21 protein-coding genes are annotated in these 17,707 nt (G+C 66.2%); 7 read left to right on the forward strand and 14 right to left on the reverse strand.

Translation table 11 applies throughout. The features are described from left to right. Positions 1-9: 9 nt before the first annotated feature. Together ACOOHB_RS07135 and ACOOHB_RS07140 are read right to left on the reverse strand one after the other, a co-directional pair. Positions 10-306, reverse strand: a complete 297-nt coding sequence (locus ACOOHB_RS07135; protein WP_420444103.1) for a DUF1330 domain-containing protein — start codon at positions 304-306, stop codon at positions 10-12. Positions 307-395: 89 nt separating this feature from the next. Then, complete coding sequence (locus tag ACOOHB_RS07140) at positions 396-1,256, reverse strand: enoyl-CoA hydratase/isomerase family protein (RefSeq protein ID WP_420444104.1); 861 nt, start codon at positions 1,254-1,256, stop codon at positions 396-398. 143 nt (positions 1,257-1,399) lie between these two features. On the opposite strand from ACOOHB_RS07140, the gene ACOOHB_RS07145 reads away from it, so the two are divergent. The 6 genes from ACOOHB_RS07145 to msrB all read left to right on the forward strand — a co-directional run bounded on the left by ACOOHB_RS07145 (position 1,400) and on the right by msrB (position 5,325). After that, a complete protein-coding gene (locus tag ACOOHB_RS07145; protein WP_420444105.1) occupies positions 1,400-1,774 on the forward strand; it encodes a hypothetical protein in 375 nt (124 codons plus the stop codon). 59 nt (positions 1,775-1,833) lie between these two features. Then, positions 1,834-2,904 carry an LLM class flavin-dependent oxidoreductase gene (locus tag ACOOHB_RS07150; RefSeq protein WP_420444106.1) on the forward strand — a complete coding sequence of 357 codons (1,071 nt, stop codon included), beginning with the start codon at positions 1,834-1,836 and terminating at the stop codon, positions 2,902-2,904. Positions 2,905-2,969: 65 nt separating this feature from the next. After that, positions 2,970-3,218: an AbrB/MazE/SpoVT family DNA-binding domain-containing protein gene (locus ACOOHB_RS07155; protein ID WP_420444107.1), complete on the forward strand. Its 249-nt coding sequence runs from the start codon at positions 2,970-2,972 to the stop codon at positions 3,216-3,218. Continuing rightward, complete coding sequence (locus tag ACOOHB_RS07160; protein ID WP_420444108.1) at positions 3,205-3,636, forward strand: type II toxin-antitoxin system VapC family toxin; 432 nt, start codon at positions 3,205-3,207, stop codon at positions 3,634-3,636. The genes ACOOHB_RS07155 and ACOOHB_RS07160 overlap by 14 nt, the downstream gene beginning before the upstream one ends. Before the next feature lie 170 nt (positions 3,637-3,806). Further along, positions 3,807-4,784, forward strand: a complete 978-nt coding sequence (locus ACOOHB_RS07165; RefSeq protein ID WP_420444109.1) for an RCC1 domain-containing protein — start codon at positions 3,807-3,809, stop codon at positions 4,782-4,784. Positions 4,785-4,914: 130 nt separating this feature from the next. Beyond that, entirely contained in the window at positions 4,915-5,325 is a 411-nt protein-coding gene (gene msrB / locus ACOOHB_RS07170; protein WP_420444110.1) for a peptide-methionine (R)-S-oxide reductase MsrB, read from the forward strand. A gap of 41 nt (positions 5,326-5,366) precedes the next feature. Here msrB and ACOOHB_RS07175 read toward each other — a convergent pair whose 3' ends face one another. From ACOOHB_RS07175 to ACOOHB_RS07205, 7 genes are all read right to left on the reverse strand, one after another. Next, positions 5,367-5,990 (reverse strand): MerR family transcriptional regulator, encoded by a 624-nt coding sequence (locus ACOOHB_RS07175; protein WP_420444111.1) that lies wholly within the window; start codon positions 5,988-5,990, stop codon positions 5,367-5,369. 96 nt (positions 5,991-6,086) lie between these two features. Further along, positions 6,087-6,494 (reverse strand): CapA family protein, encoded by a 408-nt coding sequence (locus tag ACOOHB_RS07180; protein ID WP_420444112.1) that lies wholly within the window; start codon positions 6,492-6,494, stop codon positions 6,087-6,089. 81 nt (positions 6,495-6,575) lie between these two features. Continuing rightward, positions 6,576-7,100 (reverse strand): bifunctional nuclease family protein, encoded by a 525-nt coding sequence (locus tag ACOOHB_RS07185; RefSeq protein ID WP_420444113.1) that lies wholly within the window; start codon positions 7,098-7,100, stop codon positions 6,576-6,578. A gap of 42 nt (positions 7,101-7,142) precedes the next feature. Then, the gene (locus ACOOHB_RS07190; protein ID WP_420444114.1) at positions 7,143-8,078 is read right to left on the reverse strand and encodes a MerR family transcriptional regulator; all 936 of its coding nucleotides are present in this window, start codon (positions 8,076-8,078) and stop codon (positions 7,143-7,145) included. Further along, positions 8,075-8,527: an FHA domain-containing protein gene (locus tag ACOOHB_RS07195; RefSeq protein WP_420444115.1), complete on the reverse strand. Its 453-nt coding sequence runs from the start codon at positions 8,525-8,527 to the stop codon at positions 8,075-8,077. The genes ACOOHB_RS07190 and ACOOHB_RS07195 overlap by 4 nt, the downstream gene beginning before the upstream one ends. Positions 8,528-8,532: 5 nt before the next feature. Beyond that, on the reverse strand, positions 8,533-8,934 hold the full coding sequence (gene gcvH / locus ACOOHB_RS07200) for a glycine cleavage system protein GcvH (protein WP_420444116.1): 402 nt from the start codon (positions 8,932-8,934) through the stop codon (positions 8,533-8,535). 75 nt (positions 8,935-9,009) lie between these two features. Beyond that, complete coding sequence (locus tag ACOOHB_RS07205) at positions 9,010-9,624, reverse strand: CDP-alcohol phosphatidyltransferase family protein (RefSeq protein WP_420444117.1); 615 nt, start codon at positions 9,622-9,624, stop codon at positions 9,010-9,012. A gap of 97 nt (positions 9,625-9,721) precedes the next feature. Between ACOOHB_RS07205 and ACOOHB_RS07210 the strand changes: the two genes are divergently transcribed. Continuing rightward, entirely contained in the window at positions 9,722-10,120 is a 399-nt protein-coding gene (locus ACOOHB_RS07210) for an HIT family protein (RefSeq protein WP_420444118.1), read from the forward strand. 47 nt (positions 10,121-10,167) lie between these two features. Here ACOOHB_RS07210 and ACOOHB_RS07215 read toward each other — a convergent pair whose 3' ends face one another. The 5 genes from ACOOHB_RS07215 to leuS form a co-directional block, all read right to left on the reverse strand. Next, positions 10,168-10,920, reverse strand: a complete 753-nt coding sequence (locus tag ACOOHB_RS07215; protein WP_420444119.1) for an SOS response-associated peptidase — start codon at positions 10,918-10,920, stop codon at positions 10,168-10,170. Between the two features lie 100 nt (positions 10,921-11,020). Further along, entirely contained in the window at positions 11,021-12,295 is a 1,275-nt protein-coding gene (locus tag ACOOHB_RS07220; protein ID WP_420444679.1) for a HipA domain-containing protein, read from the reverse strand. A 2-nt stretch (positions 12,296-12,297) separates the two neighbouring features. Continuing rightward, positions 12,298-12,579: a helix-turn-helix transcriptional regulator gene (locus ACOOHB_RS07225; RefSeq protein ID WP_420444120.1), complete on the reverse strand. Its 282-nt coding sequence runs from the start codon at positions 12,577-12,579 to the stop codon at positions 12,298-12,300. A 291-nt stretch (positions 12,580-12,870) separates the two neighbouring features. Next, complete coding sequence (locus ACOOHB_RS07230; RefSeq protein WP_420444121.1) at positions 12,871-14,553, reverse strand: thiamine pyrophosphate-binding protein; 1,683 nt, start codon at positions 14,551-14,553, stop codon at positions 12,871-12,873. Between the two features lie 63 nt (positions 14,554-14,616). After that, complete coding sequence (gene leuS / locus ACOOHB_RS07235) at positions 14,617-17,508, reverse strand: leucine--tRNA ligase (RefSeq protein WP_420444122.1); 2,892 nt, start codon at positions 17,506-17,508, stop codon at positions 14,617-14,619. Positions 17,509-17,707: the final 199 nt, after the last annotated feature.

Below are 17,707 nucleotides of genomic sequence, written 5' to 3' on the forward strand. Positions count from 1 at the left end.
AATTCCGGCTCAGCCGACGTTGAACGACTGTGCCAGGACGGAGAAACCCTCGGTGTTCTCAAGACGCATGCCGACGATTTCCTGGTACTCGGGCGAGTTGTACCAAGCCTTGGCGGCTTCGGTATCGGGGAACTCCAAGACAATGGTCTGAGGCCCTGGCGGGGTGCCCTCCATCACCTCGGAGGCAGCGTCGAACGCAACCAGCTTGGCTCCTGCGGCTTGCACCGTGGGCGCTGCCGCCTTCTGGTACTGCCGATACGCATCGGCGTCTTTTACGACGTACTGAGCAATGAAGTATGCAGCCATGCGCGGCAGTATGCCATCTGGCCGCGACTCTCAGTGAGGTGTGCGGGACCGAGGGTCCTCGCAGGAGACTCGTCGAGGCTCTTCGTGGCTCAGCGGAGCCAGTCGTTGAACTCGGGCTGCCGCTTGGCAAGGAACGCCGAGACACCCTCTGCTGCATCAGGCAGGTGATCGGTGATGGCAGTCTTCGAAGCGATCTCGTCGAGGGATTGCTCCCAAGTCATCTCTGCCGCCAGCTGGATCGACCGCTTGAGCATGCGCATCGCCACCTGGGGGCCCTCGGCCAGCTCGGCTGCGAGCTCGGCCGTGGCTGCGGGCAATTGGTCGTCATCGACCACTTCATGGACCAGGCCCAGCTCATGGGCCACCGATGCATCGACGATCCGCTTGCGCATCATGAAGTCCGTCGCGCGGGCCACACCGAGGTGCTGTACCAGCAGCCACTGGCCGCCCTCGTCGGGCAGCAGGCCAAACCGAAGCGTTGCAGAACCCATGCGAGCCGAGCGTGCCGCAATGCGGAAGTCGCAGGCCAAGGCGAAGCTGAAGCCGGTCTGGATGGCGAAGCCATTGATCGCGGCGACGGTCAGCTTGTCCAGATGGCGGACCGCTGTGTTGACGGCCTGTGAGATCGTTCGCAGTCCGTTGTAGGTGCCCGGCGCGTTGTGGTGGCCGCCGAAGATCGGCGCCGTGGACCCAGGATGTGCTTCCTCGTAACCGCGCAGGTCGTCGCCCGCCCAGAAGGCCCGGCCCTGGCCGGTGAACACGAGGACGCGCACGTCGTCGTCCATCTGTGCCTGGGTGAGCAGTTCGACCAAGTCCCGCTTCATCGGCGCGTTCGAGGCGTTCATCGCCTCGGGTCGATTGAACGTGACGGTCAGGACGCCGCTGTCCGCCAACGAGGTCTCAAATCCGAAGTACTCGGTGGCGCCTATGCCCGATTGACGCTGTGCCATGGCAAATCCCCTGTGGTCTCGCAGGTCGGTGGCCCCGAACCTAACGAATCTGGCCTCCTGCGGCTGCGCTGCGGCGATGGGGATCGCTCAACTCGGGGTGCTCTTTGGGACTGCGGCCAACCCCACTGGATACGCTGCGCGCCGTGCCAGACCAGCCGCACGTCTCCCGAGCACCGTTCGCCCCTTTTGACGGTGTGCTCATGCTGCGGCTCGATACCGAGACGCCCGCTGGTGACCGGACGTACTACGTCACGCCCTTCGTGACCGATGGCGGGCGGATGTTTGTCTTCGACGAACCCGGCGATCGCAGTGATGCGCTCGAGGTACTGCTCATCGGCAATCGCACGGCGATCAGCTCTGCGACAACGGGCGGCCTGAGCATCGGCACCATTGGGCGCCACCCGACTCCGGCCGAGGAAGCATGGGCGCGTGACGCTTGCTCGGCGCGCTTCTTCTACGACCAAGCCTTGCAAGACCTCGCCCAGCTCGGCGGCCTCGTCACCTTGCACCCCGCCTGAGCAGCCGCCCGCCTCCAACGCCACCACCATCTGCCGGACGGCCCATCTAGGGTGCGCTGATGCGCACAGCCATCGGATTCGGCGGGCCGGCGTCGGGCAAGCGGCGTGATTGGGACGAGCAGGTCGAATTCCTGCGCGAAGCCGAGCGTCTTGGCGTGGACATCTTGTGGTCAGCCGAGGCGTGGGGCATGGACGCCGTCAGCACGCTGGCGTACCTTGCCGCAGTCACCGAACGGGTGAAGCTCGGCACCGGAATCCTGCAGATATCGGCTCGGGCCCCGGTGATGACCGCCATGACTGCGCTGTCGATGGCCGCGATGACGGGCGACCGCTTCATCTTGGGGCTCGGCGTCAGCGGGCCACAAGTCGTCGAAGGCCTCCACGGGGTTCCGTTCGCCGACCCGCTGGGGCGGCTGCGCGAGACCGTCGACATCTGCCGCCAGGCGTTCGCCGGCGAGCGGATCTCCCACGAAGGCCGCCACAATGTGCTGCCGCTGCCAGGCGGTCAGGGCAAGTCTCTGCGTCTCGCGCAACCTGCCAATGACAGCATCGAGATCTGGCTCGCGACCCTTGGGCCCAAGTCGCTGCGCTACACCGGGGAGGCTGCCGACGGCTGGGTGGGTGTGTGCTTCGTGCCGAGCTGTCCCGAGGTCACTTGGGGTCAGGTGCTCGAAGGGGCCGCGATGGCCGGGCGTGCGCCAGGTTCGGTGGCCTGCCAGGCCGGGGGTGCCGTCGAATTCGGTGACGATCTTGAAGTGCTGATCGCGCCGCGGCGTCCCGGCGTTGCCTTCACGCTGGGCGCGATGGGGTCGGCCACGGCCAACTTTTACAACGACGCATACCGCCGGGCGGGCTTCGAGGAGGAGTGCCGTGGGGTGCAGCGCCTATGGCTCGACGGCGATCGCGCCGCCGCCACAGCAGCGGTTCCGGATCGGCTGGTCACCGAGACCAACTTCTTGGGGACCCACGAACAGGTCACCGATCAGGTGCGCGCGTATCGAGACGCCGGCGTGGACGTCCTGCGCCTGCAACCCGAGGGACCTACGGCAGCGGACCGGTTGGACACGCTCGCTCAGATGATCGACATCGTACGAAACGTCAACGCTGAACCTGTCGGCGCGTCGCTGTAACTGCCTCCGCGCGCAAGCGTCGACGACGGTGCGGCCCCCAAGGCCCGGGCGATAGAGTCTTACTTATGGCACGAGAAGTAAGGAAACGTCCGCGAGGGCGCACAACCATCACCTCAAAACACCAGGTCACGATTCCGGCTGAGGCGTTCGCCGCTGCGGGCTTGGTCGCCGGTGACGCGTTGCAGGGCAGAGCGCTGGGACCGGGACGCGTGCTGTTCGAGCGGGTCGGTGATCGGCTCGCCGAGACCGCAGGGATTTTCGACGGCATCTATCCCGAGAACGCGGTCGAGGTGCTGCGCGGTGAGTGGGAGTAGCACAGCCGGGTTGGTGGTTGTTGATGCCGGGGTGGTCATCGGTCACCTCGAACGGGCCAATCCGCACCACGATGCCTCCACCCACGCCCTTGCAGCAGCAGCGTCGGTTGCAGAGCGCTTAGCGCTGCCGGTCACGGCTTTCGCCGAGTGCCTCGTCTATCCGGCCCAAGCAGGCAGTGAGGCCACCCTACGATTCGAAGCAGCGCTCGCAGCCATTCCGATCGGCGTTCTCGACGCCGATGCCGATGTCGCCCGGACCGCCGCCGGCTTACGGGCCGAGTATCCGTCGCTGAAGCTCCCCGATGCGTTCGTCATCGCAACCGCCATCGTCCATCAAGCAGACGCACTCCTCACCACCGACCGTCGATGGCCCACCGCTCTGGTCCGGGCGCTCACGCCCAAAGTGGACATCATCTGAACTGAGACCGGCACAAGGGCCCGCCTCGACCCAACACCGCCTACTGGAGTCCCCGACCTCGGGCTTCATTAGGCTCGGCGCTTCGTCACACCCAAGGGGACGCCGCGTTGACGTGACATCTCCACTGGCTGTTCGCAGCACTGTCCGTGGTGCTGTTGTCGGGGTTGCCGGTGCCTGCTGTCGCTGCGCAGTTGCCCGGTGTGTATCTCGACGGCGCCGAGCCGTGGGTCGCGTCGGACTGCGACGGCGACGTGCCGATCGTGGTGGGCTCGGACGCTGCCGCGCAGTCAGACATCTACTCGGCGGTCACCCTCGCGGGAATCGTCGGTACGGACTGCGTCGTGCTCGCTGGGCCCCGCGACGCAGACATGCCCGCCACCCAACAGGCGCGCCTCGATAACGCCGCGGACGGCGGCTACGTCGTAGGCGGCCTCGCCGCAGTGCCCGACGCCAAACTCGCCGGCCGCGACATGACACGCCTCGCCGGCACCACCCGCTGGGACACCGCCCAGCTCGTCGGCAACCAAGCCCGCAACCTCGCCGACGACACGCCCGACAGCATGACAACCGACCCGCCGTCATGGACATTCACCTCAGTAGCTGCTGGCCTCCACCGTTCGTGCGGGTTGCGCGCCGATGACACCATCGTCTGCTGGGGCGCCAACAGAAAGGGTTATGGGGACAGAGAGGGTCATTCGGACGCGCCGCCGGGAGAATTCACCACATTCAGCACCGGGCGATATCACTCGTGCGGACTTCGCACCGACCGCACCGTCACCTGCTGGGGAAGCAACAGCGCCGGCCAGGCCGATGCGCCATCGGGGACGTTCGCAACACTTGGCCTCGGCATAGGCTATTCCTGCGGATTGCGCACTGACCACACCATCGCGTGCTGGGGCAACAACGACCACGGGCAATCGGATGCGCCTCCAGGACAATTCACCGCAATCAGCATCGGACAACGCCATTCGTGCGGGCTGCGCACCAACCGCACCGCCATTTGCTGGGGTGCCAACCGAGACGGCCAGACAAATGCGCCATCGGGAACATTCACCGCCATCAGCCTTGATGAAGAGAACTCGTGTGGGATACGAAGTGACGGAGCGCTGATCTGCTGGGGCTCACGCCCGGTACTCCTGCCGGGCTAACGGCAGGCCGTCGCACGCTGCTCCTGCCAGCATCTTGCTGCATTCGGCTCGTGGCCCTCCACCCGATCCGTGTCGAGGTTGCTGCCGCCGCGACCTGCCGACGGTCCGTTACGTCACTACCGTGGTGCCCATGACCGAGGGCCCTGTCACGTTCACCGAGTCCGAGCTGCGCGAGCGGCTTTCGCCGACGCAGTACCACGTCACCCAGGAGGCAGGCACCGAGCGGCCGTTCACGGGCGAGACGTGGGACAACCATGACGAAGGCGGATACCACTGCGTGGTGTGCGACGCCGAGTTGTTTAGCTCAGAGACGAAATTCGAGAGCGGTTCTGGTTGGCCCAGCTTCACTCAGCCCGTCTCGGGCGAAGCGGTGGACACCGAGGCCGACCGCGCATACGGCATGGTCCGTACCGAGGTGATGTGCAAGGCCTGCGGGGCGCACCTCGGTCACGTCTTTCCCGACGGACCGCGGCCGACGGGCGACCGCTTCTGCATGAACTCGGCGTCGCTGCAATTCGTGCCGACCGACGAGCCCGACTGAAGAGAGCCGACTGAGCACCGGCCCGGGACGTTTGCGGGGCGTCAGCTGGTGCTGTCAGTGTCGGATTCGTCCCCGATGTCGAAGCTGAGCTGCACAGCAATGGGCTCGTCGGGGAGCAGCTTGACTACGTCTGCGTCGAGCTCACGCCGCACACCGGCCACCGGCAGCACTGTCAGCATGGCTGCCTGACCCTGGCGCAGCAGGCTGAGCACCTGGTCGTCGTCGGCCCACAGCACATCTCGGCCGCTGATGACGATGTTGGCCGAGGCAACCTCGCCTCCGAGCTGGTTGCGCAGATAGTCGAACGCCCTAGCGATCGACTTCAGGTCGATGCCCTGGTCGCGCATCTTCTTGGCGATCTTGAACTCGACGAGGTCGTTGTAGGAATAGCGACGCCGCGACCCGCTGCCTGCGGCTTGCGCGACCGACGGCTGCACCAGTCCCTTGCGAGCCCAGTGGTCGAGCTGGCGGTAGCTGATCCCCACGATCTTCTCGGCCTGCTTGCTGGAGAATCCTTCGATGATCGCTCCAGCCGCATCCGCTTCGGCCGCCGGGAGCGCGCCCGCGCCGGCTAGTCCGGCGGGAGGGTCCGGCTGCGGCATCGGCGCAACATCGCCCTCGAGGCGATCCGGAATCGGTGCGGGAGCTCGCTGCTGTTCGGCCATTGGTGTCTCCTCCACTGCCCAGGCAGCACCCGGCAAATCACACTCTGCGAACTACCAAGTTGTGATCTGTGCCTCCCAAGAGCGTACGGGGGCGCGTCACCGCCGCGCAAGGGGCCATACGGATGGAATGTCCGGCGCCCCCGAGATGGCCTGCGTGCCTGCGGGGTCGCCCTCGATCACGACATCGACGCCCTCGGCACGCAGCACACCGGCGGTGCGCTGCCACGAGCGCTCCAGCACGCCGCGCCGGTTCGGTCCAATACCGCTGTCTGCGAGCAGATTGTTGGCGAGTCTGCGTTGGCTGGCGCTGGGCACACTCGTGTATTCGGCGCCCCACCGGATGCTCAGGATGACGAATTCAGCTCCCGCGGCCACTGCAGCCTGAGCCTCGGCCGCGATGGCATCGGGATCGATGACGTCGACGGCCCAATCTCCGTCGGAAGGCAACGGAATGTCGTTGAGCCCATAGGTGTAGGACAGGTGGCCGATGACGATGCCGTTCACGACGTAGATCGAAGGTCACTCGAGCCCGACTGCGAGGTCGCATCGCTGATCGGACCGCGGCGGCGGTCCGGTCACCGCGTCTCACTCTGGGTCGCTTGCCTCCGCCGCGGGCCCGAAGTCGTCGGGCTGCACGTCATCAAGGAATTGTTTGAACTCGTCGAGGAGTTCATCGGGGTCGACATCGGCGGGAGGATCCGGAGGCAGTTCGATGATCTGCCCCGCCTCCTCAAGCACGGACTCGCTGGCGAAGATGGGAGTGTCGGCGCGCACTGCCAGCGCCACTGCATCACTTGGCCGGGCGGAGATCGTATGGGTGGCCGAGCCGATGGTGACCTCCATCTCGGCAAAGAAGGTGCGGTCACGCAGGTCGGTGACGGTGACCTTGACGAGTGTCGCTCCGAGAACGTCCAAGATGGCCGCCATCAGGTCGTGCGTGAGCGGCCTCGGCACGCGGATCTGCTCAATGCCGCGGTAGATCGCTTGGGCTTCAGGCGTGTCAATCACAACCGGCAGCACTCGCTGGGAGCCGGCGGTTTCACGCAACAGCAGCAACGGGCTCTGCGAGGGCATCTCCACCTGCACGCCAAGAAGCTCCATCTCGACCATGCGACGAACACTACTTCGGCCCCTGTGAGCCATGAGCCCGGGTTATGGGCCCGCGTCGCGCCAGTATCGGCGCAGCGCATCCCCCATCACCTGGGACCGCAAGCGCTCGCACAGCGCCACCAGGCGCCCAAGGGAGCGTTGCGCGTCGAGGGCAGCGGATGCGCCACCGGCATGGAGGACCGGCTGTATGCCCTGTTCGAACATGGCGGCATCGCGCGCCGCGGCATTTCGGATGACACGCAAGTGGCGGGCCTGCAGGCCGTACGTGGAGAACTCGCGTGAGATGCGGGCGACGAGCAACGCGCCGCTGCCATAGCGGGGTTCGGACGGCTCAAGCTCGAGGGAAGCCTGCACAGCCGCTCCCCCGCGCGGCAGGGCCCCCGCAGCATCGGCTTCGTCGAGGGGCACGAGCAGCCCGAATTCGGTCAGCTCGGCAACCTCGGCCAATGTGAGCCCGCTCTCGGCGCTCAACTCTGCCGTGTTGAACGTCCGGAAGTCGTCCGGAGCAGTCCACGGCGGCTGTGTTGCGACGCCAGTCGCCTGCACCTCGGTCGATCTGGAGCGCTCGGCGTCATCGCTGTCAGCTGGCGTCGCCGTTGCAGCCTCTTCCATTGGCTCGTGGGCCGCCGCTGGCTCGGGTTCGCCAGCAGCAGTTGGGGTTGGCGATTCGCCGGCATCGTGGGCTCCGATGCCCCAGATGTCCACGAGGTGCTCGCCTCGATCAATGCGTTCCCCGATGATGCCCAGCGGCAGGTATTGGTCGCGCTGGCGAGTCAGGATCCAGCGCAGCACCTCGATGTCGTGGGGCCCGAAGCTGCGGTACCCCCCCGACGTGCGAGCCGGCGAGATGAGCTTGCGATCTTCGAGGAATCGGATCTTGGAATCGGTCAGATCGCCGAACTCGGGCCGCAGCAAGGACACGACCTCGCCGATCGACAGCCGCCCTCTCTTGGATTCAGGCTCGGACCGGGCGCTCACAGCCCGACCGAGGAGACCAGGTACAGCAGCTTGAACTTGCCGACCTGCAACTCGTCGCCGCCCCGCAGGGTCACTGCGCCGTCAGTGCGATTGCCGTTGACATACGTGCCGTTCAGCGAGCCCACGTCGCGCAGGATGTGACCGGCGGGGCCCAGTTCGAGAATCACGTGGCGCCGCGACACGGTGACGTCGTCGAGGAACACGTCGCTGTCGGGATGGCGCCCCACGGTGACCCGGTCGCCAGCCAGTTCGAATCGTGTCCCCGACCGGTGCCCTGATGTGACTACGAACTCCCCCGCGCCGCTGTAGGGCGGAATCTCGGTGGCACCCACCGGCGACAGCACCTCCGTGGGCGCATCGGCGGTTGGGTCCAGGCGCTTCCCGCAGCCGGAACAGAAGCGGGCATCGTCAGCGCTCGACTTGCCGCACGAACCGCAGATGACAGCCATGACAATCAGACGTCCTCGGCGATCAACGCGGCATAGCCGTCGGCGTCAAGCAGCGCTTCCATCTCCGCAGACGCCTGCGCAGCGTCATCAGTCGGGGCGATCACGCACATCCATCCATCGCCATAGGGGGATTCGTTGACCATCTGCGGCTCGTCTTCTAGCGCTACGTTCACTTCGACAACCTCTCCCGATACCGGGGCGAAGATGTCCGAGACGGACTTGGTCGACTCGATCTCGCACATTGCCTCGTCGGCGGTGACCACCGCGCCGATCTCTGGCAACTCCACATACACGACATCGCCGAGCGCATCCTGTGCGAAATCGGTGATGCCCACCTGCAGCCCCCCCTGTGTGGGGCGTACCCATTCGTGATCGCTCGAGTAGTGAAGCTCGGCGGGAATCTCCATGTTCGCGAACTTACCGGATCGCTGTCACACGAATAGCTCGTGGCACCCAACCCTTCATCAGCAGCCCCACTGCGTTCAGGAGCCTCGCCGGGCGGCGCGTCCCTCCCGAACAGCGGCGATCGCCTGGGGCACATAGCCGAATGCAGACCAATAGTGAATGGGCAGCCCGACTGCCACAAACACCCAGGCCAGCACACGAAACACGTCCGCTGCGGCGATGTCGCTGAGACCTGCCAGGAAGCACGGCACGGCGAACATCATCAGGAATGTCCCCGTCTTGCCCCACCAGGTCACGTCGATCTTGCGGGCGCCGGCCGCTGCCAATACCACTGCTGCCACGGCCACCCCGCCCTCTCGCACAAGAGCAAGCACCGCAATCCAGATCGGCAGCGAGCCGTCGACGATCATCGCCACGAGCGCCACCAGCAGCAGCAGGCGATCCGCCGTCGGATCGAGAATCTTGCCGAGTTCGGACACTTGGTTAAAACGCCGCGCTACCCAGCCGTCGACCCAGTCACTCGCGCCCAGCACTCCAAGCAGCAGCGCGGCGGCCCAGCGGTCCTCCGCGCCGAATACGAGCCACACGAACCACGGCAGGCAGCACAGTCGAGCCAGGCTGATCAGGTTCGGCACCGTGAAGGGCCGCCACCCGGGACTCTCGGTCAACGATGAATCCGCAGCCCCGCTCATCGGGCTCACAGTACCGACGCCAGCCACACCAGAGCCGCAACAACCAAGCCGCTGAGGATGCGCGCATGAGCCGACGGCGCATCTTTAGGATGCGCGCATGGCCACAGTGTTCACGCGCATCATCGAAGGCGAACTGCCCGGGACGTTTGTGTGGCGGGACGAACACTGCGTCGGATTCCTGTCCGTCAACCCGCTGTCACCGGGCCACACGCTTGTAGCGCCGATCGCCGAGATCGACCACTGGCTGGACGTCCCGCTCGAACTGCAGGCACACCTGTTCGACGTCTCCCGCCGCATTGGCGAGGCGCAGATGCGCGCTTTGAGGCCCGAGCGGATCGGTCTTATCATCGCCGGCTTCGAGGTACCCCACTGCCACATCCACGTGTGCCCGGTGGACTCCATGGCGGATATGAATTTCGCCCGTGCCCTGCCGATGGCGGATCCCGCCGAACTTGCCGGGCCGGCCGAGGCCATTCGAGCTGCTTTGGTCGATTGAGCGCAGGCGCCACCTGGTGGTGCGGCTCCGATGGCACTGAAGGGGCGCTAGAAGAGTTGATCCGACTCGGCCGGCTCGATGAGACTGGCATCGCGATTACGGACGTTGCCCACAGCACGGCCGACCTCATGCGAGCGCAGGACCCCCTCAGCCGCGGGCACGAGCATGGCCGACATTTCGTGGACGTCGTCGTTGGATGGGTCGAGCCAGGCATCCCACGCAGAACGCTCCAACAGCACTGGCATGCGGTCATGAATCGGCACTATGAAACCGTTGGCTGCGGTGGTCAGCACAGTGGCCGAATGCAGCGCTGATCGAGCGGTCTGCGATCCGTCGCCTTCGCCGGTGCCGCCGTCGCTGGGGGCATCGTCGGGTGGCGACCATCGTTCCCACAGGCCAGCCATGGCGAGCATGCCGCCGTCGGCGCGGGTGATGTAGTGCGGCAGCGGGCGGTCGTCGCTGCTCGTGCCCTTGGGCGCCTTTGGCCACTCGTAGAAGCCGTCGGCGGGAACGATGCATCGGCGGCGCTTGAACGGGCCGCGGAAGGAGTTCTTCGTCGCCGCCGTTTCCGATCGCGCATTGAACAGCGGCGGGCCCTTGCTGGGGTCTTTGGACCACGGCGGCACGAGGCCCCACCGGAACGTTTCGAGCCGGCGGGAATCCTCCGCGCCCACAACTGCGACGATGTCGGTGGTCGGGCTCACGTTGTAGCTGCGAGGCGCATCGAAGCCAGGCAATGGGGTGTCGAAGTACGCCGCCACCGCCTCCAAATCCGCCGCTGATACGAAGCGCCCGCACATGTGCTGAGCGTAGAGCCGCCGGCCGAATCCGGCCCTACGGGCCATCGGGCGGGCCAAGGCAGGATCGTGACCCGGGCACCTCGCTTGACACATCACCGCCTCAACACACGTGGGCGAGGCAGGCCTCTGTACGGGCGCCGAGGCGATCAAGCAGCAAGGTGACGCGGGGGGAGGAGGCGAGGTCGCCCGGCAACAGCGCTGCTTCAGCGGCGAAGGCGTCAAGCACAGCAGCGGCAATGTCGCAGATGCGAACGAGGAGCGGGTCGGCGGGCAAGTCGACATCAGCGGCGAAGCGGGTCCAGCACAGCACCGCCTCGTTTGGAGCGACCGCGTGGCTGCCGCCGACGGCGAACGCATGCATGGGCGTCTCTTCGGGATCCAGGTAGGGCAGCACAGTGCACACGTCGTACATCGGCGCCAAGCGCACCTCAGCGCCGTCCAGCAGAAGACTGAAGTTCTTGGCATGGCCGTCGGGGGCACCGATGACCCAGTTGTAGACCAACGCATCAACCAGGTCGGCGATGTCGTCGGCAGGCAATGTGGAGTAACTGCGCAGCAGTCGCACGATCCGGGCCTGCGACGGCCCGCCCTGCTGCTCATAGCGCAGCGTCGAGGCCAGGCCCAAGGCCTGGCACATGTCCTCTTGGTGCAGCCGCAGCACGCGGCCGCCGACGTGCCGACGGTCATAGCGCTCCACGATGACCGTGTCGCAGCCGTCGTAGACGGCCACCTCCGTGCCCGCTGCGGGCAGCCCCAAGCGTCTCGCCGCGGCCATGCTCAGGTGCTCGATGACGGCTTGGTGCTGTGTCAGGAAAACAGCAGGCTTGAGAATGTGCGTGGTGGCGGCAGTGCCGTGCGGCTGATGCCACGCGCCCTGGAGACGATGGAGCGCGATCTTGGCCTGCGCTCCCGCGAGGCTGAAGTAGCCGGGCACAGAGACATCTCTCGCGAGGTGCGTTCGGTGCCGGATGGACGTCAGTCGCCGCGCCACCTCCGCCTCGCTCAGCGGCTCATAGCTCCCGCCGCGGGACAGTGCAGTGTCGGCTTCCGCGGCGGGACAAACCTGCACCGCGCCGGCGCAGTCGAGGCCCATCGCGGTGGCGAGCAGATCGAATGGATCCACCGAGGCTGCACCGGTTCCCTGCTGCCAGTACCGGAGCAGTTCGGCGTTGTCGGGGAGCAGGCCCTGCAGCCATGTCTTGATCGCACCCCCGGGGTGCCGCCGTCGCGTCAGCGGCATGCTGAGCGACAGGGGGACAGAATCGGGGCCGCCGTCGAGGTAATCGTCGTCGTAGACGAATGAGGCGCCATCGGCATCGTCGTGGACCATGCCGGCCATCCTGCCGTTCAGCAGGATTGCGAGCTGCCTCGTCATCGTCACGGGTGGTTTTCGCTGCCTGAATCGACGCGGCGGGCGAGGGGGCCGCGGCGCATGCTGTTCTTCAGATCGTCGAGCACCGAGGGCTTGGTATCGATGCCTGCCAGCACGATGCGGTAGCCCAACGCATGGATGCACGCCAGTGCCGTATCGAGCTGTCCGCCGCGCAGGTTGCCACGCTCCAGATCGGACACCCACGGGCGCGATGCGCCGACCATCTCACCGAACTGGGTCTGCGTGAGCCCGGTCTCGCGACGCAGCCGGGCAAGCGCGGCACCCATGCCTTCCACCGTGTAGACGTCAATAGAGCGTCGATGCTTGGCACCGGCAGGCCGGACCTGCGGCGGGCCTGTGCTCGTCGGACGTGTGTTTGCGTCATCGGTCATCGCTGCGGGCCGTCCTGGAGGAGTGCTTGCATTGTATCCGATTCATTATACTACGAATGCTTCGGTGCAGCCTTTTAGATGCATGGGATCGCGTTGTGCGGAATGCAGCGTATCGAATGCGCCCGCTGACATCAGACGATGTGCATTACTTCGAATGCGCGCAGTCAGTCCCGACCTTGTGCGTCGTTACACGTAAGTGGAGCCCTTCATGGCTCCGCGATCCTGGCGGATCTCGACGTTCACCAATGCCGGGAGACCCGAGTCGAACGCTCGCGCCAGCGCCGGTGCGATCTCGCCGGGTTCGGTGACATGGGAGCCGTGGCCGCCCATGGCCTCGACCACCTTGTCGTAGCGGGTGTAGTTCAGCTCGGTGGCGACGACCCGATCCTGGCCGTACAGGCTGGCCTGTGGCCGCAGCATCTGGCCCCACGCCGCGTCGTTGCCGACGACGCCCACAATGGGCAGGCCGAAGCGCACTGCCGTGTCGTACTCGAAGCCGTTCAGGCCGAACGAACCGTCGCCGTACACGATCAGCACCCGCTTGTCGGGGTGAGCCTTCTGCGCAGCGAGTGCGAACGGCATTCCCACGCCCAAGGTCCCGAGCGGACCGGGGTCCATCCATGTACCACGGCGCGGCACGCGGATGACCTTGGATGCCTGGGCCACAATGTCGCCCCCGTCGCCGATCACGATCATGTCGTCGGTCACGACATCGGCGATCTCGCGGCACAGCCGCAGGGGGTCGATGGGCACCTCGTCGCTGTTCAGCTCAGCGTTGCGAGCGTCGTCGAGCTTGGCCTCGCGTGCGGCGAGTGCAGCCAGGTGCGCCGAGGCGTCCACCGAGACGCCGGTCGACTTGAACAATTCCAACAGCGCCTCGAAGTTGGCACCCAGGTTGCCGACGAGTCCCACTTCGGCGGCACGGTTCTGCCCGATGAGCGTCTCGTCCAGGTCAAGCTGCACGATGCGGGCGTCGGCTGGGATGGCACGGCCAAATTTCATTCGGAAATCGAGCGGCGTTCCCGCAAGGATCACTACGTCAGCCCCGGCGAGCGCCTGTGACCGCGTCAGCGACAGGAACGACGGATGGTCCCATTTGACCTCGCCGCGGGCCATGCCGTTCACGTAGCAGGGGATGGCCGTGGCATCCAGAAAAGCAGCCAGCGCAGCACCGCCCTCGCTCCACTTCAGCGACGTGCCCGCCATCACCACGGGCGTTCGGGCGCCGGCGATGATCTCTGCTGCGGCCCCAAGCACATCGGCGGGTGCGGCCGACGCGACTCGGTAGTCGCGAAACGGCGGTATGGCCACCGCGTCGAGATCCACGTTGCCGTGCAGCACATCCATGGGGATCTCCAAGAAAGAAGGCCCGGGCACACCGCTCAGCGCCGTGCGTACCGCCAGCTCGATGTACTCGGCGATTCGGCGGGTCTCGAGGCACGCGCCCGCCCACTTCGACACGGGTCGCATGAGCGACACGTGGTCCATCTCCTGCAGCGAGCCCCGTCCGGCGTGACGAAACGGTCCCTGACCTCCGAAGACCAAGATCGGCGAGTTGGCACGCCAGGCGTTCGCAACGCCGGTCACGCCGTCAGTCACTCCCGGGCCTGCGGTGAGGATGGCCACGCCGACCTTGCCCGGATGCAGGCGCGCCCACGCATCGGCAGCGTGCACGGCCGCTTGTTCGTGGCGTACGTCCACGATGTCGATGCCCTCGTCGAGGCAGCCGTCATAGATCCCCATGACGTGACCGCCGGACAGAGTGAAGACGCATTCCACGCCGGCTGCCTTCAGCGCCCGCGCTGCGAGCTTGCCGCCGTGAGTCTCGGTGGCCGTGACGCCCAGCGCGCGTTTTTCCTTGCCGCTCATGTTGGTCCCCCAGCGAGTATCGATTGCTGCTGGCTTTCACCAGACGTGTCTCTTGCTGCTGGCCTACACCAGCACGATGTTCACCAGCTTGCCCGGTACGGTCACGACTCGCCGGATGTCGGCGCCAGCGGTGAGCTCGCAGATGCGGTCGTCGGCCAGCGCAGCGGCCTCCAGATCGGCGGTCGAGATGGCGGCGTCGACCGTGATGCGGCTGCGCACCTTGCCATTTACCTGCACCGGCACCTCGATGACCTCGGCCGCCAGCAATGCCGGATCAGCCACCGGGAACGGGGCGTAGACGACCGTTGTCGAATTGCCCAGCTTTGACCAGAGTTCCTCTGCGAGGTGCGGCACCAGCGGCGCCAGCAGCCGCACCAGCACGTCGGCGACCGGCCGGGGAGTCGGGCCGTCACGGCGGGTCAGCTCGTTGTTCAGCTCGGTAATTCGTGCGATGGCCGAGTTGAAGCGCAGATCCGACATGGCATCGGTGACCGCAGCGATGGTGCGGTGCACCCAGCGCTCCAGATCCGCATCAGGCTCGTCATCTGACACTGTCAGCGCACCGGTCTGTTCGTCGACCAGGTTCCGCCACACACGCTGCAGCAATCGGTGCGAGCCGATCACCGAATGGGTCTCCCACGGCCGACCTTGATCCAGCGGCCCCATGAACATCTCATAGGTCCGCAGCGTGTCTGCCCCGTACGCGCCGTAGATGTCGTCCGGCGTCACAGCGTTGCGCAGCGACTTGCCCATCTTCCCGAAGTGGCGCGTCACCTCGTTATCGCCGTGAAAGAACTTCCCGTCGCGCTCGTCCACTTCGGACGCTTCGACGTACACGCCACGCTGGTCCTGGTACGCGGCGGCCTGGATGTAGCCCTGGTTGTAGAGCCGACCGAACGGCTCGGGCCCCCCAACGTGCCCCAGGTCGTACAGCACCTTGTGCCAGAAGCGGGCATAGAGCAGGTGCAACACGGCGTGCTCCACGCCACCGACATACAGGTCGACGCCGCCGACGCCGCCGGCAGCGTCGGTCATCCAGTACCTCTCCACGTCGGGATCCACGAGTACCTCGTCATTGGTCGGGTCGAGGTAGCGCAGGTAGTACCAGCACGACCCAGCCCACTGAGGCATCGTGCTGAGCTCGCGACGGTAAGTGCGCTCGCCGTCGCCGTCGCCGTCGCCGAGGTCGTAGGTGGCGGTCACCCACTCAGTTGCCCGGCCCAAGGGCGGCTCGGGATCCGAGGACTCGTCAAGGGACCTCGGCGCCCAGTCGATGAGCTCTGGCAACACCACCGGGAGTTCGCTCTCGGGCACCGCCAGCGGCAGGCCCGTCTCGTCGAACACGATCGGGAAGGGCTCGCCCCAGTAACGCTGCCGGCTGAACAGCCAGTCCCGCAGTTTGTAGGTGACCGTGCGACTGCCGTGGCCGTTGGCCTCCAACCAGTCGCAGATGGCGGCCTTGGCTTCGGCTGAGCCCATCCCGTTCAGGAAACTGCTGTTGATGGCCGGGCCCTCGCCGACGTAGGCCTTCGGTTCATAGTCGGGTGGCGGTTGCACAGTGCGAACAATCGGCAGCCCGAACTGCTCGGAGAAGTCCCAGTCGCGCTGGTCCTCGCCGGGCACCGACATCACCGCCCCTGTGCCGTAATCGATGAGCACGAAATCGGCCACGAAGACCGGCACCGGCTCACCGGTGGTGGGCACGATGCAGTTGACCCCCAGCCACACGCCAGTCTTGTCGCGGTTCTCTTGCCGCTGCAGGTCGCTCATCGCCGCGGCGTGGGCCCGGTAGGCCTCCAGCGCCTCACGAGGCGTCGCGGCGTCGCCGATCCAGCGCGGATCGGTGCTCGACGGCCACCGGTCGGCGACGAGCTTGTCGGCCAGTGGGTGTTCAGGCGCCAGCAGCATGGCCGTGGTGCCATAGATCGTGTCGGGGCGTGTGGTGAACACCTCAACGTCTGGGCCCGCGTCGGCGGCGAAGCTGATCAGCGCGCCCTCGCTGCGCCCGATCCAGTTGCGCTGCATGATCTTGACGCTCTCGGGCCAGTCGACGCGGTCGAGATCAGCCAGCAGACGGTCGGCGTAGGACGTGATGCGCATCATCCACTGCTTCAACGGCCGGCGGAACACAAGGTGGTTGCCCCGCTCAGACCGACCGTCGGCGGTGACCTCTTCGTTCGCCAGCACCGTGCCCAGCGCTGGGCACCAGTTGACGGGCGCTTCTCCCAGGTATGCCAAGCGGTAGCGGTCCAACTCGACCCGTCGCTCGGTCTCGCTCATGTGGGCCCACGCAGTGCCCTCGGCGGTGGCCCGTTGGCCGGATTCGAACTGCTCGATCAACTCGGCGATGGGGCGGGCCCGTTCAGCCTCGGCGTCGTACCAGGAGTTGAAGATCTGCAAGAAGATCCACTGCGTCCAGCGGTAGTACTCGACGTCGGTCGTGGCCAGCGAACGCCGGTCGTCATGGCCGAGGCCCAAACGGGCGAGCTGGCGCGACATCGTGGCGATGTTCTGCACGGTGTTTGTGCGGGGATGCTCACCGGTCTGGCGGGCGTGCTCCTCGGCGGGCAAGCCGAATGCGTCATAGCCCATCGGGTGCAGCACCACGTATCCGCTCATGCGCTTGAAGCGCGCATACACGTCGGTGCCGATGTAGCCCAGCGGATGCCCGACGTGCAGGCCCGAACCCGACGGGTACGGAAACATGTCCATGATGAACAGCTTCGGGGCCGAAGCGTCGTACGAGCCGGCCAGCGGTCCGCTGGGATTCGGCGTGTGGTAGGTGCCGTCTGCGCACCACCGCGCCTGCCAGCGCATCTCAATCTCGTTCGCCATTTCGGCGTTGTAGCGATAGGGCGGCAGCTCGTCCCCACCCGACTCTGCAGCGGACTCTGGGGACTCAGAATCGGCGGCTGTCGCCGCGCCTGAGCGGTACGCCGATGCGGGGGCATTCATGCGGGCAAGGATGCCACGGTTGCCCCCAAATCCCCCGGCCCGCTGGCGTCAGCGCGGCGGACAGTACGTGATCGAGTCAAAGGATTTCTCAAGGACGCAAAATCGCTGCAGCTCGCAAGAGCCAGCTGATATGGGCGTGCTTATCTCGCTCGACGAACTGCTGGGCGCGGATTTGGACGAAGTGCGGCAATTCGGCGCC

The organism is Candidatus Poriferisodalis sp., assembly GCF_965215815.1.
In the GTDB taxonomy this organism is placed as follows: domain Bacteria; phylum Actinomycetota; class Acidimicrobiia; order Acidimicrobiales; family Poriferisodalaceae; genus Poriferisodalis.